Annotated in this window: 8 protein-coding genes; all 8 read left to right on the top strand. The window is 39.8% G+C overall.

Going from position 1 to position 14,875, the window contains the following annotated elements; translation table 11 throughout:
* Positions 1 to 25 precede the first annotated feature (25 nt).
* The 8 genes from gpG (at position 26) to IGI49_RS05415 (ending at position 14,566) form a co-directional block, all read left to right on the top strand.
* Entirely contained in the window at positions 26 to 385 is a 360-nt protein-coding gene (gene gpG / locus IGI49_RS05450; protein WP_429963699.1) for a phage tail assembly chaperone G, read from the top strand.
* A gap of 212 nt (positions 386 to 597) precedes the next feature.
* Positions 598 to 5,391, top strand: coding sequence for a phage tail tape measure protein (locus IGI49_RS05445; protein WP_429963698.1), 4,794 nt, complete (start codon positions 598 to 600; stop codon positions 5,389 to 5,391).
* The gene (locus tag IGI49_RS05440; RefSeq protein WP_429963697.1) at positions 5,391 to 8,762 is read left to right on the top strand and encodes a distal tail protein Dit; all 3,372 of its coding nucleotides are present in this window, start codon (positions 5,391 to 5,393) and stop codon (positions 8,760 to 8,762) included. The genes IGI49_RS05445 and IGI49_RS05440 overlap by 1 nt, the downstream gene beginning before the upstream one ends.
* Positions 8,763 to 8,772: 10 nt before the next feature.
* Positions 8,773 to 12,078, top strand: coding sequence for a phage tail spike protein (locus IGI49_RS05435; protein ID WP_429963696.1), 3,306 nt, complete (start codon positions 8,773 to 8,775; stop codon positions 12,076 to 12,078).
* Between the two features lie 59 nt (positions 12,079 to 12,137).
* Positions 12,138 to 12,488: a hypothetical protein gene (locus IGI49_RS05430; protein WP_429963695.1), complete on the top strand. Its 351-nt coding sequence runs from the start codon at positions 12,138 to 12,140 to the stop codon at positions 12,486 to 12,488.
* Complete coding sequence (locus IGI49_RS05425; protein WP_429963694.1) at positions 12,485 to 12,751, top strand: phage holin family protein; 267 nt, start codon at positions 12,485 to 12,487, stop codon at positions 12,749 to 12,751. The genes IGI49_RS05430 and IGI49_RS05425 overlap by 4 nt, the downstream gene beginning before the upstream one ends.
* Complete coding sequence (locus tag IGI49_RS05420) at positions 12,748 to 13,857, top strand: GH25 family lysozyme (RefSeq protein ID WP_429963693.1); 1,110 nt, start codon at positions 12,748 to 12,750, stop codon at positions 13,855 to 13,857. The genes IGI49_RS05425 and IGI49_RS05420 overlap by 4 nt, the downstream gene beginning before the upstream one ends.
* Before the next feature lie 505 nt (positions 13,858 to 14,362).
* Positions 14,363 to 14,566, top strand: coding sequence for a hypothetical protein (locus tag IGI49_RS05415; RefSeq protein ID WP_429963692.1), 204 nt, complete (start codon positions 14,363 to 14,365; stop codon positions 14,564 to 14,566).
* The last annotated feature ends 309 nt before the right edge of the window (positions 14,567 to 14,875 follow it).

Below are 14,875 nucleotides of genomic sequence, written 5' to 3'. Positions count from 1 at the left end.
ATTTTTGGAAATTAGGAGGACCAATATGTTACAGCTAAAAACTAATGGAGATATCAAACTATCAGTTACTACTGGTAAAAAAGAGAAAAGCTATGTGCAAGACAAAGTGCCTATGAAAAAGGCACTGGAATACTCTGAAGGAGAAATTGAGTTATTCAAAAAAGCGCTAGAAGAAGGTCGACAAGGTCCGACTGAAAATGAGTTGTTAAGTTACCGTATTGAGTTTCTGGCCAATCTTTTCGATGCAGAAGAAGTGACTAAAGACCTGTTGTTAGAGGAATTAGATACTAATGAGTTTCCTGTTCTTTTCAGCATAATTAATCAACGCGTTTTGGGAAATACGCCTGCTGAGGAAAAGAGTGAGCAACAAGACCCAAAAGAATAATGACTTGGGAAGAAGTGCATGATGTTCAATTGAATTTTGTCCGACAGATTATGACAACTTTCCCTAGCTGGACTCTTGATGAGGTCTTAGAAACAGACACTAGACGATTACTCCAAGTGATATTTAAGGGCAAGAAAACTAAAAAGCCTAAACGAGAAGTAATACCAATGCATGAATATTTCAATCAGATCAAATAAGGGGAGGGATTAGATATGGTTCAAAATGGAAAGCCTTTAGGACAAATGCTGATAAAACTAAGTCTGGATTCCTCTGCTTTTTCTGATTCATTGACAGGTGCTCAAAGAGCGACAAAAACAGCAGTTCGAGAAATGCAATCTGGATTTAAAGTCGCTGCAGGAGGAGCTACTACTCTTTCATCATTGGCTTCTAAACAGCAAGGGTTAACGAAGGTTATTCAAGCGCAAGAAAAAGAATTAGGCTATTTGAAGAATGCTTATGATAAAACCTTGGATTCTCAAGGAAATGCTACTTCTAAAACAGCAGCAGCAGCTCAAAAATACAACGAAGCCCAAGCTAAACTGGCAGGATATAAACAGGAAATGGTCAATACTGCTGGAGCTATGGCTGAGATGAAGGTTAAAACTGAAGGAGCTACAGGAGCCATTAATGCCGGAAGTGAAAAAATGATCGCTTCTGGAAAGGCTATGCAGAGCATGGGGAGTGCTCTAACTAAAGGAGTTACTTTACCGATAGTGGCTGGAGCTGCGGCTGTTACTAAAGCAGCCGTATCATGGGAATCAGATTTTGCTGGTGTGAAGAAAACGAATGATGAAGTAGTAGATTCTACTGGCAAGGTTGTATATTCCTATAAGGATTTGGAAAACGGGCTGAAGGATTTAGCTACGCAATTGCCTGCAAGTCACAAAGAAATTGCTGGTGTTGCCGAAGCAGCAGGGCAACTAGGAATTAAAACCGAAAATGTCAAAAGTTTTACCAAGACAATGATTGAGATGGGTATGTCAACCGATTTAAGTGCAGAACAAGCTGCTAAATCAATGGCTCGTTTCGCGAATATCACAGGTATGAGCCAAAAAGATTTTGATAAATTAGGTTCTTCACTTGTGGATTTAGGAAATAATTTTGCTTCTACTGAACCAGAAATTATGGATATGAGTTTGCGATTAGCTGGTGCAGGTAAACAGGTTGGAATGACGGAAGGTGACATACTAGGACTTTCAACTGCTTTGTCATCTGTAGGTATTGAAGCGGAAGCGGGAGGATCAGCTTTTTCTAAGGTGATGATTCAGATGCAATTAGCCGTTGAAAAAGGATCAGGAGCATTCGAGGATTTACGAGAACGTGCAGCAGATGCAGGCATCTCAATGGAACAGCTACAAGTTGCAATCCGAAATGGCGGGAAAGACCAGAAAGCTGTTGCTGAAGCAATGGGAATGACATCAAGCGAATTAAAGAAAATGTACAAAGAAGCAGATAAATCGAAAACCTCGCTTGAGAATTTCTCTAATGTTGCAGGAATGACCTCAGAACAATTCTCAAAATTATTCAAGGATGATCCTACAAAAGCGATCACAACTTTCATTCAAGGGTTGAAAGATTCTGAAAAGCACGGAACGTCTGCAATTAAAGTCCTAGATGATATGGATATTAAGGAAGTTAGGCTTCGTGATTCTTTACTCCGTGCAGCAAACGCCAGTGGTGTATTTGATAGGGCGATCCAAACTGGAAACAAAGCGTGGAAAGAAAACACTGCTTTAACTGAGGAAGCAGGTAAACGAATAAACACAACAGAATCCCAGTTGAAGTTACTCAAAGGTCAGATTAATAATGTAGCTATCACGCTAGGTCGACCCATGCTTGAAGCTCTCAATTCTACTATATCTGTCTCTAAACCACTTATTAAAAATATTGCTGAAATGGCTGATAAATTCAACGATGCTTCGCCGAAAACTCAGCAAATGATTTTGAAATTAGCGGCTTTTGCCGCAGCAGCTGGACCAGTTTTATCTGTCACTGGAAAAATGAGTTCGGGTATAGGCAGCTTAGGTAAAAGCTTCGTAGAGCTTTCAGCAAGTATGGCCAAAAAGAAAGCTATTACTGAGATGACTAAAGAATTAGCAACAAGTGCCGTTAATGCGGATACTTTCTCTGTCGCACTAGGTGGCGGAGCTACCAAAATGGGGTTGTTCGGTTCTGCAGCAAGCACAGCAGCAGGTTCGAGCGGACTAGGTGCAATGGCTGCAAGTTTAGGACCATTAGGCCCCTCTATTCTTGGGATTGTAGGAGTTGGCGGTGCACTGGCTATCGGATATGGTGCATGGAAAACTTTTGGAGAAGAAGCATGGAATTCTAGTCAAAGAGTAAAACAATGGGGTACAGATGTAGGCGCTACTACTGATGCGACATTAGATAAAGTTCAGTCCAATACACAGCAGGCGAGTGGACAGTTTGGACTTATGGCAGCGGGTTTGTCTAACAATACTTCAGGAATGGTTAGTAATCTGGAAACTATCGGTTCAACGATAGAAACAGCTCTTACAAAGAGAATGGAAGCATTCAATACTGCAATTTCAATGGTTCCTGATGAACTAAAAAATACCATGGAAACAATAGCTGGCAAAGCTAAAGAGGAGACTCAAAAGGCCCTCGATATTGTTCAAGAAAACAATGAAAGAATTTTACAAATCAAGCAAAATTATGTTGATAAGGATGGACAAACAACGCTTCAAGGCGCAAAAATGATTCAGGATCTTATGAAGCAAAGTACTGAGGAATATCTGAAAATAACTGTAAACGATGCTGATGCACGACGAAAAGTGATGGATGCATTGAACGGGGATATTGAAAAAGCAACACAAGAACAAGCAAAATCAATGTTACAAACTTTAGGAAAACAGCGTCAAGAAACAAAAGCCAGTTATTCTCAGCAATTAGAGGATTTCAAAGGAGTTCTAAAGGAACAAGGTATTTTAAATACCGAATACGGACAGCAAATGGTGAAAGCCTTCGAAGAAGCCCGGGATTCATCTACAGATGCCTTTGATCAGCAAATGGCTCATATCGTTGAGAAATATCCAGAATTGTTAGATGAAATATCCTTGGTAAACGGTCAAGTAATATCCTCAAGTGGTGAAATGTCTTCAGCGATGATAGCAGAGAATGAAAAAATCATTGGTAATGCAAAAGTTTTATCAGATAAACTGTCAGAAAGTGCACGTAATAACGCTGAAACACTCTCTTGGACAGCCAACGAAGCCACTAAGGCCGGGGAAACTTGGAATGCTCTTGAGCTACTCGATAAAGACGGTAAAGTTAAAACCAATGCTTCAGAAATTGTTGCTGAAGCTACAAAAGATATTAATGTGTGGAACAATTTGAAAGTTCTGGTCCATGACGCTGATTTAGATTCAAATGCAAAACGTGTGATTGGTGAGGCAGCAATAGTAAATGGATATTGGAATGGGATGGCTTTTGAAGACAAGAAAGCAATACTTCAGGATGAATTTTCAATTACAATGTATGAAGCCCTCAAATCCACGGGAGCTTGGGATAATATGTCAGTCGAAGCTAAAACAGCATTTCTATACTCCAATACTCCAGAAGTCATGGCTGAAACGCTTTTGAATCTTGGACTTTGGAATGATTTTCTACCTAATATAAAAGAGCTAAATGCAAAAAATGAAGGCTTTTTACAGGTTTTATCGACATCAGAAGAGAAATTGCAACATTGGTCTAGTATTCCAAGTGATGTAAAGGAAATTATCGGTGACAATTATGACTTTTTACAGAAAGTGTATGAATCTGATCTTGCTTATACACGTTGGAAAGATATGCCAGAAACCGAAAAGCGTCTTCTAGCAAATAACACTGAATTTTTACAGACCATACTGACTTCGGAAACAAAATGGACCCAGTGGAATTCTATTCCTGATGATCAAAAAAATATGTTAGCTAGTAATGAAGACCTGCTGAACAAGATTTTTTCCTCAAAAGAAAATTATAACGCATGGGTATTATTACCAGACAATTTGAAGAAATTAATGGGCGAGAATTCAGATTTATTAGAGAAGTTAAACACAGGTGAAATAAAACTAAATGAATTTGATGCAAATAATCCTGCTTTAAAGCAGCTGCTAGGAGATTCGTATAATGTTCAAGAAGCTGCTAGTCAAGGTGAGAATGCAATAAACTCCTATAAAAGAAATAATGCACCAGATAAATACTTGAACGGTAACTCGACAAATGTACAAAATGCATCCACTCAAGGAGAAAGGAGTTTAAATCTTTACTCGAGAAACAATCCTTCGATCAAGAATCTTACAGGTAATGCCTCTAGTGTTAACAGTGCTACGACTAGTGGAGGAAGTAGTTTAAATAGATATGCTGGAAATAATCCAGGTACAAAATATCTAACAGCATTTGATAATGCATCTGGTCCGGCAGTCGTGGCCACGAATGGCGTGGTAGGATTTGCTAGACAAAGTGATCACACAGTGACGCTTACAACTCGAATAAAACGAATATTCGAAACAATAGGCGATGCATTTGGATTTAAGAACGGTACGAACTTTTTTAAAGGTGGAGATATGATCGTCAACGATCAAAGAGGTCCTCTTTATAAAGAACTGATTGAGTTTCCTAACGGAATGAAATTTATCCCTGAAGGACGGAATGTGTTTATTCCAAATGCACCAAAAGGGACTAAAGTCTATACCGCGAGTCAAACAAAGCGGATGATTCCACATTATGCTAATGGTGTGGGTGTTTCTAGTGATAGCGAATTTGTTCGTTATGCGAATGATACTAACAGGTCGATGAACAATACTATTGAAATTAACCAAGATAATCAGAGGGTAGAAGCCTTGCTACTTAGGATTGCTAACTCGCTCGAAAGCATTATGTCTTCTCCTAGTGAAATAATAATGGAGACAGACCTGCGAGAAATAGCTAGAGGGACTTTGCCATATCAAGAAAAGTTAAGAAACTTCAATGAGGCAATTTCAACTGTAATGAGAGGTGAAACTTAATGGACAACTTAAAACTGTTCTTCAATGGCGATGAATTACCGATAACGATAGTAAATGGCTTCACACGTGGCCCGATGATTGGAGAGTATGAAAACAAGACAATAGACATATCAGACATGGACGGAACCGAGGTAATCTCTTCACGTATTAAGGAGGGAGTTATTGAGGTTCCGTTTGTCATTCAAGGGGACTTGTACACTGCGCATGATGAAATGATGCGGATTCTGAACGTGGATGGACCCAAGAAGCTGCAATTTTCCGATCAGATGGATAGGTTCTACTTAGCCATTCCGCAAGGAAAGCCGGACGCTGAGGAACTTGTGCAGTGGTTTGAGAAAGGGTCTATCTCGTTCCTAGTGCCGTCTGGTGTCGCCTACGCCGAAGAGGAAACGATTGTGACCAATGACCGGGAGGTCGTGACGGAGACGTTTGTTATTGATGGGGTACAGGGGACGGGTAGTATTTTTGTGAAGGATTTACCTTATAAAAGAAATTTACTCGAAAATACAAGTGATCAGTGGACTAATTACGAGTTTTCAAATTGGACAATGGACGGTAAAAATTATGCTCTTGAAGAACTTGGATTAAAAGTCGGGGATACTGTGACGTATAGTATTGAAGTAGATAATACAGCTTCCGGCAATATTGATAGAGTTAGGGCTATCTTTGATTTTAGAGATGCTACAGAAACAAAATACTATGCTGTTGGTAACGAGATTGAAGCAGGGAAATCAGGTTTTTCAGTATTTCAAGGAACTATAAAAGAAGGAATAACACACCTTGGAATTCGCAGAATAGCTAAAACTAGTGGGAGTAATAAAACTAAAGCAAAAGTACGCAATCACAAATTAATAAAAGGAACCGCTGCTGAAATGGATACTTGGTGTCCTGCCACTGAAGACTACGGTATTGTCCGCGGGCAGCCAAATTTAATAGATGATACTAGCAATGAATGGCAAAAGGTTACTAGTAACATTGTTGAAAAAAGAGTATTGATATCAGAGTTAGGGATTAAGGCAGATGAAAGTATCTCCCTAATGTCTGAATTTAGGAATGTAAATGTAACGCAATTTGTTCATACTCACTTATACTTTACTGATATCAACAATCAAAATATTGGTGAATACGGTCACGGGAATGAAATTTACAAAGGTCAAACAGGTACTTCTATAGCAACAGCAAAAGTACCTGAGGGTGCAGTTTATCTCACGTGGCGAAAAGCGCGCGTTCAAAGCTTTGTTACAGGCGACAGTTTTGAATACAGATGTAGTAAGCTTATCCAAGGGAATCCTGCAGCAATGGACGAGTGGTCACCTAGTCAGAAAGACTCAGGATTAACACCACATAATCCAAAACTTATATCTGAAACTAGTAATCTTTTTTCGTCTGAGAAGGCTACTCTTGGATACTTTCAAGGATGGAGCTATAAAAGTGATCTAGAAGCTAATGTTAACAGGGCTTGTTCTGTAAAAATCCCTGTAACAGCAGGTAAAGTGTATTCAGTGTATTCACCAGTTTTAACTGGCAAAGCAAACTTTATTGTACTTGCTTGTTATGATAGCCAAGACAACAAGACATATATGTACAGAACTGATAAATGGATAGTTCCTGACGCTACTCATACTTCAAGTGCTTCATACAGACCTATAGTTGTGACAATTCCTTCGGGAACTGCTTATATACGTCTAGCCATTGATTCTAATGGTGGAGCAATGACAAGAGATAAGTTAGTAGGTTACAATCTAAAACTAATTGAAGGTGATTTCACTAAGAATGCAGGTATGGTTCCGTTCAATGCTGATCAATACACTGCGCTTACTGATCCGCTTAAATATGTAAGAGCTGAGACAACTCAGGTAGGCCGTGGGGCTGAACTTCAGTTTGATTTTCCTGTTATTTCAGAACTAGAAAAGCGGCACCCGTATCTGTTTGAAAATACTAACTCGGCTGAAAAGACTGATAAATATCTGTCAATCTTAAAATCTGTTAAGTTGGTTGCTTCTTCTCGTGGGGGAGGGCTAAATAGTACGAATACTGCTAACTCAATGAGGTATTATCTGTTACATTTAGAAACAATCTATGCTAATACATGGTTGTTATCGACAGGTGCGCCTGACGCTACGCAATTTCAGACTAAAACAGTGGCTTTCTCGGGGACATTTCCAAAACAAATTGTTGATGGTGGTTACAGAGTTTATGCTTCTTCTAAGAAGAATAATAACCCTGATATTGGCGCAATTTCAGACGGAATCACACCAGCCTGGGTGGAGGTAAAAGATATCAAATTAGAGATTGAAATAGAACTACCTCGTAAAAATACGATAACTATCAACAATGAGGGCACACATAAAACAGCACCTGAATTTTCTTTCGAGTTCGAAGAAGACAACGGCTACATTGGGGTTGTTCACCAAGACGGCATTATCCAATATGGATCACCTAGCGAAGTAGACGGTGTGACAAAGCAGAAATCAGTAGTGTTGCTACAAGATCGATTTGACAACAACAAGGGTTGGGAAATCAATAGCAGCAAGGCAGTGACTATGCTACCTATGACAGCAAATGGAACTGTGAAGTGGGACCCGATCCAAAGCTTTGTATATCCGACTGATTTTGGAACGGGAGATGGATGGCATGGCGTAACACTCACGCAAGCATTATCACAAGAGGCGGACAACTTCACATTAGAGTCCTTATCAAGGATACAGGATATTTGGGCCGAAAAAGCTGGACGCTTGGAGTTCACTATTTCCGCTGCTGATGGTACACCCTTGTTTTCAATGCAGTTTAGAGATGATTCAGTATCTTCTTCTCAGAATCAATTTTGGGCGTATGTAGGCAACCAGGAAGTTGATCGAGACACTTCGACTTGGCGATGGCGATGGTGGCTAGGTAGCCTAACAGTACGCAAAGCTGGCAACTTGTGGGAGTGGACCATTCAAAACGGCCAAAACAAATGGACTAGGCAATACTTAGATGGTGGGTACACAGTCTCTAACAAGAAGGCAGCACGTATTACAATCGCTTTTGCTGCCTTCGGAGACAAGAAACCAATTGCTTGGGAAGATGTTGCTAAAAATAAAAGCGGCATGGGATGGTCAGAATTACGCTTCGTCAAGGACAACGTTGATTATTGGGTAGACTTGCCGAACAAGATGAAAGCAGGCGACACAGTGGAAATTAGGAACACTGAGGGTAAGATATACAAGTACTGGCAGAACCAGGAACCTATACAAGACATGTTAGACGCTGACATAGGCAATAACTATTTCTTGCTGCCTGTTGGTGAAAGTGAAGTTCAGTTCCACTTTTCGGATTACATGAGTGAGCCGCCGCTGATCACCGCAAAATATAGGAAGACATATAGATAGGAGGCAAAAGATGCAGTTAATTATAATTGATCGTCAAAGCAAACAAGTACTAGATGTTTTGAGCAATGAAGCGCCTTTTGCTACTCCATTCGATGATTCTTTCAGCGGTGGCGGACTAACAGACAGTTTAGAAACAGGTATGGCCACATACTCTTTTGAAGTGCTGAAGAAGTATGCAGCCGCTGATAATCTAGTTAAGGGGAATGAGATAGCCTTCCGTGACAAGAAGGGCCAAGATAGATTATTCCAGATCCTGATTGTTGAGGCTGAGCATGATAAGAAAACCATTCATTGTGTGGATACCAATCTAGTGTTAAACAACAATATCGCCCGGCCTTATGAGGCTGATAAAGAATATAAAATAGCTGACTACATTAACCGTTTCTTGCCTAGCAAGAGCGGTTTTTCTATTGGAGTTAATGAAATACCACACCTATCAAGAAAGCTCGTGTGGGAAGGCTATGAGACGATCACGAAGCGATTGCGGTCTGTAGCGACTCAGTTTGATAATGCTTATATAGGATTCCGAGTTGTCATGCAAGGATCACAAGTAGCAGCAAGATTCATTGATATCTACAAGAAACGTGGCAAGAATATCGGAACGCTGCTTCAATACTCTAAACAAGTGAACAACATTTACAAGACGGAAGACTTATCCGAATTGGCTACTGCTTTGATAGGTATTGGGGGTATGGTTGAAGGTTCAGAGGATCAAGAGCACGTTACTTTCAAAGATAGACACTATCAATCGGCTGATGGTCGCTTTGCTAGTCCAGCTGGTGATGATCGGGTTTACGATTTAACAATGGGTCCTTATTGGAAAGAGAATAAGCCTGGTATGCAAACACTTGAGGGATTCATTGAACGAACATTTGAATATGACACACAAAGTCCGCAGGAATTGTTTAACCGTGCGATAAATCGATTAGCTGAGCTATCGCAGGGGGCAAATACGTATGAGGTAGATGTTGCGTTACTTGATGACGATATTGCTTTAGGAGATACAGTTCGTATTGTCGATCACGACTATCAGCCACCACTTTATTTAGAGGCAGATGTTTTAGAACTGACGCAGCACTTGTCAAACAAGGGAAGAAACACAGCAGTATTTGGCAACTTCATTGAGAAAGAGTCTAAGATTGATGCAGCGCTGAGAATGGCTCAGGAAGCCATGAAGCAAACGCAATTGCAGGCTCTTTATGAATGGCGAGCCTATGCTGATGATGATCAAGGGAACGGTTTTACTCAGCGTTATGTAGAAGGAAAGAAGTACGTAGCAATCCGCTTTGTAAAAAACAAACCGATTCCTTCAAGCAATCCTGCTGACTATGCAGGTTATTGGACAAAGTTTGCTGGTGATGATGGTGAAAATGGCTTGCCAGGGAAACCAGGGTCTGATGGACGAACACAGTACACGCATATCGCTTATGCTAACAACTCAGCAGGCAACCAAGACTTTTCCTTATCGGATTCTAACCGTAAATATATTGGGATGTACGTTGACTTTGAATTAAAGAGCTCAACCGATCCAACCAAGTATGCATGGTCATTAATCAAAGGAGCCGATGGTAGTCAAGGCGTACCGGGAGTACCAGGAGAGGATGGCAGAACGCCCTACCTGCATATTGCCTACGCTAATAGTGCAGATGGGAAAACAGGCTTCAGTACTACCGATTCATTGAATAAACTATTTATCGGTCAATACACAGATTTTATTCAACAGGATTCTAACGATCCTGCAAAGTATTCGTGGACTAAAGTTCAAGGACCGCAAGGGATTCCTGGCGAAGACGGACAGACCTATTATCCGTGGATTGTCTACGCAGACGATGTGAATGGTAAGAATATCAGTCTTGATGGTAATGGAAAGCCTTATATTGGGGCCGGTAGCGGAACTGTTGCAACGCCTTCTTTGAATCCGAAAGATTACCGGTTCAGTTTACGATATGATCACTCATTGTATGAAGACGTGCAAAAGCAAATTGACAGCGTGCCTGTAGTTACAGTTGGTACTACAAGACCGACGAATCCTAAGCATGGTGATCAATTTTGGCAACAAGACGCCGAAGGAGCAATAACAGGCTACTTCAAGTATGTAGTTACAGGTGGTGTTGGAGCTTGGGAGCCACAACTAGTGGACCAAGCCTTACTGAATATCTACGAGTTGAATGCTGTTAATATCAACGGTTCCGTGATAAACGGTTCAAAGTTTACAAGTGAGTTCACTGGTACAGATGATTACGGTCGTCCTATCAACGGAGTGTTATCAATTGATGGAGGAGTTATCAAGTCTGATTATCTTTATCCAAACGAGCCGGGGCGTACAGGATTAATGCGACTGTCTCATGAAGGGTTAGCGAGTGTTGTTTCCAGAGACGGACAAGGAACCGCAAACGCCGGTTTCAACCTAAACACTGTTGCGATGAGAATTTATTCCGATCAATACGACGTTAATTTGTCGAAAACTAATCTGTCTTTAGTAGATAGTATCGCTTTGCGTGAAGCTACGTTAGCGTACGACAAATTAACATTGTTAGATAAAGCTGGAAAAAAATACTTTAAAGGGGGCTTTGAAGGAATATCAGTTGAGCAACGGTTAGGTATAAGCCTTACAAAAATGACCGTTCCCGCTGGTGGCGGTCTAGCAAGTATACAGGCGTGGGAAATCTTGTCCGCTGGATTCGATAATTACGATAACCCTAGTACAGCTTGGATGGATATTAAAGCGAAGGTAAATTTCCAAATGAACTGGTTAAACAACATCAATGTGCTGAATTTGGGGAATGGGAATTCTTCAGTATCCTCTACAGGTAGTCGCATCTATGTTACAAATGATAATCATTTGGTTGTTGGTGGGAACTGGGGAACATACTTATCAGCATTTAATAGCGGCAGCCCTGTAGCGGTTCTCCATGCAGCCTGGGACGGTATAAAGGCTTTTAAGGATTTAAACATGAATGGTTGGAAGATCACCAATCAATCGGATATTCGCCTAAAGACAAATATAACTAAATCAGAAATTGACCCAATCAAGGAGTTTGAACAGATTGAATTTTACGATTTTGAATGGGACCCTAAACACCCTAGAAATGAAGGGAAGGATAAAGATAGGCAATACGGGATTATTGCACAATATGTGCCTTTCTTAAGTCAACATTCCTCCATTGAGAAGGATAATTACTTAGTTATTGATCAAATGAAAATGCTGAATCTAACAGCGCATGCAGTTAAAGAATTGATTGAAAATAATAAATCCTTAGAATCACGAATTGTTGCTTTAGAAGAAAAAATGAAAAAGCTGCTAGGAACTGAATAGGGATAGAGCAACAGAGTAGGGATTTCGATCTCTACTCTATTTTTGAGAGTAGGTGAAGTATGGAGTTTTTTGACAAATTGCTAGAGATCAACAGCTTTCTTATGGCTCTTGGGTTGGGAGGTATTTATGCATGCATCCATAAAATCTACAAGGCTGTTAAGGGAAACAAGGATCAAACAGAACAACGTTTCAAGAGTCTTGAGTATGCGAATGTGGCGATACTGCATGACAAGATTTATAAGCAGTGTTCTGGTTATTTAGAAGAAGGGTGGGTATCAATTGATGATTTAGAAAACTTAGAATATTTATGGCGAGGTTACCACCAATTAGGCGGTAACGGCACAGGAGAAACATTGTACAAAAAGGTTCTTGATTTACCGAATATACCACCGAAGGAGGAAAGAAAATGAACTTTGCAGAATATTTAATGCCGCTAGCTATGGCAGGATGTCTAGTACTCGGATATTGTTTGAAACAATTTAAACGGATCAATATCAATGACTACATTCCAACAATTTTAGCTGTTGTTGGCGCGTTAATTGCTGGAGGTGTAAAAGGGTTCTCGATTGAGTCAATTATTATTGGTGCAATCAGTGGACTAGCTTCTACCGGATTACACCAAGCGTTTACACGATTTATTGAGGGATTAAGTGGAAAAGGAGGAAATGAATGAAAAAGAAAAGTATCGTATTGAGCCTATTATTGGCTCTTTTTTTGTTGCCAAATTTTCAAGTGGAAGTAAATGCTGCTAAAGGTGATCAAGGTGTTGATTGGGCTATTTATCAAGGAGCAAATGGCCAATTTGGCTATGCCCATGATAAATTTGCAATCTCTCAAATCGGTGGTTACAATGCCGGAGGGCTTTACAATCAATGGACTTACGAAAGCCAAGTAAATTCAGTGTTAGCACAAGGAAAACGAGCACATACTTATATCTGGTATGATACCTGGGGAAATATGAGTATTGCAAAAACTACAATGGATTACTTTTTACCCAAGGTAAAAACTCCACGGGGTAGCATCGTAGCTCTTGATTTTGAACATGGAGCTAGTTCGAACAAGCAAGCAAATACGGATACAATCCTCTATGGGATGCGGAGAATTCGAGACGCTGGTTATACTCCTATGTATTACAGTTACAAACCATTTACTTTAGCCAATGTATATTATCAACAAATTCTAGCAGAGTTCCCTGATTCATTATGGATGGCAGCATATCCAAGCTACAATGTAACTCCAAGCCCTGTATGGTCGGTATTTCCAAGCATGGACGGAGTAGCAATCTATCAATTTACATCCACATACGTTGGAGGTGGATTAGATGGAAATGTCGATTTGACAGGAATTACTGACAACGGGTATACGACTCTACCCGATCCCAACCCTTCTGAGGTTACGGATGTTTATCGAGCTGGGCAAAACTATTCAGTGATGGAGGTCGGAAACGATAAAGGTCATTTGGATGGGTTCGGTGCGGTAAATGGAAAGATCAAGGCGGAAGGATGGAGCACACGTACTAAGAAATATCAGTATGCATTCATTCTAGACCGAACGACTGGTAAAGAACTGAAGCGAATCAAATTGAAAGATTTGCCAAGAGCCGATGCAGCAAAAGTATACAACAGGAATGATGTTGCTGGATTTAGCGTGGAGCTGGATCAAAAAGATGTTGAAGGACATTCGATCATTGTAATGATTCGCAGCACCAACGATCCTGTAGGCGATGTTAAGGGCGGGTTCAATGATATTACTGAAACTCGCTGGTATTTAGACATTTAAATGAAGTGAAATCTCATCTAATCGGGTGGAAGGAACATATCATTTGAGTTAATTAATTGTATATTTTATAATGTTTTATAGGTATCACTCAATTAACATAAATGTGCCAAGATATTTATAGACAAAGCGGCTGAGATCAGACATTTGGGGAAGTGTGCTGATGGGAAAAGCCGCTCTGTTTGGATATCAAAAAAATCAATGTTTACTTTAAAATTAATTATATTATAATAGTTTAAAGACTATTTCAATAGAAGTAGTTTCTTTTCTATCTAGGGCAACTGTTTGGGAAGGCAGTTGTCTTTTTTTATTTCTTCTACATTTGTTCATAAGAGGTTCGATAACATCTCTTTATGAATATAACCGGTTCGTTTATTCATAGAGTAGGTAAAAAATATTATCTTTAAGCAAGAACGATTCTCATTCTTATCTAAGGGTTATCTTTTGCACTGCATAAAGATTGAGCGCATCATAATTACTGTAAAATAAAATTGAGGAGTGAGTAATTATGGGAGAAACAAAACATAATGTTGCTGAACGTACTTGTGCAAATTGTGCTTATTGGGAAGGTCAAAGATTGATGGACAAAGCTTCAGGTATTTCATTTATTAATCCGAATGAGGTTGCAGAGTGTGGGAACAGCCAAAGTTCTGATGTTGGTAAAAATGTGACTCCTTCTCATAGTTGTGCTTTTTGGAAAGATGCCGTGTAAATAACTACTTTTTCAATTATTGTAGTCATGAGCCTTGACAGGAATAAAAGCATAAGTTAATATTTTAGGTGACCCTAAAACCAACCGTTTAGGGTCACTCCTAAGAAGTTAGTTACAATATTGAGCATTTAGCCGTTTTCTTGAGAAAAGCGGCTTTTTGTTTTGCTAGCATCTATGTTAATCTGTCTGTTTTCTATTGGAAGTTTGTTCTCTTCAGTTTTCATAATTGACCTTTTTTTGATCAGAATGTGTGTTTACATAATGAAACGATTACGCCATTATTAATATAAGAGTTAGATTATAATTTAG

The sequence above is a fragment of the Enterococcus sp. AZ071 genome (genome assembly GCF_050499065.1).
Taxonomy (GTDB): domain Bacteria; phylum Bacillota; class Bacilli; order Lactobacillales; family Enterococcaceae; genus Enterococcus_A; species Enterococcus_A ferrettii.
The sequence above is the reverse complement of the archived record's forward strand: the minus strand, read 5'-3'. Positions and strand labels throughout refer to the sequence as shown.

Coding starts and splice junctions, on each gene's coding strand:
- IGI49_RS05415 (WP_429963692.1), top strand. CDS start 14,363: ATGGGAGAAACAAAACATAATGTTGCTGAACGTACTTGTGCAAATTGT.
- IGI49_RS05440 (WP_429963697.1), top strand. CDS start 5,391: ATGGACAACTTAAAACTGTTCTTCAATGGCGATGAATTACCGATAACG.
- IGI49_RS05420 (WP_429963693.1), top strand. CDS start 12,748: ATGAAAAAGAAAAGTATCGTATTGAGCCTATTATTGGCTCTTTTTTTG.
- gpG (WP_429963699.1), top strand. CDS start 26: ATGTTACAGCTAAAAACTAATGGAGATATCAAACTATCAGTTACTACT.
- IGI49_RS05425 (WP_429963694.1), top strand. CDS start 12,485: ATGAACTTTGCAGAATATTTAATGCCGCTAGCTATGGCAGGATGTCTA.
- IGI49_RS05445 (WP_429963698.1), top strand. CDS start 598: ATGGTTCAAAATGGAAAGCCTTTAGGACAAATGCTGATAAAACTAAGT.
- IGI49_RS05430 (WP_429963695.1), top strand. CDS start 12,138: ATGGAGTTTTTTGACAAATTGCTAGAGATCAACAGCTTTCTTATGGCT.
- IGI49_RS05435 (WP_429963696.1), top strand. CDS start 8,773: ATGCAGTTAATTATAATTGATCGTCAAAGCAAACAAGTACTAGATGTT.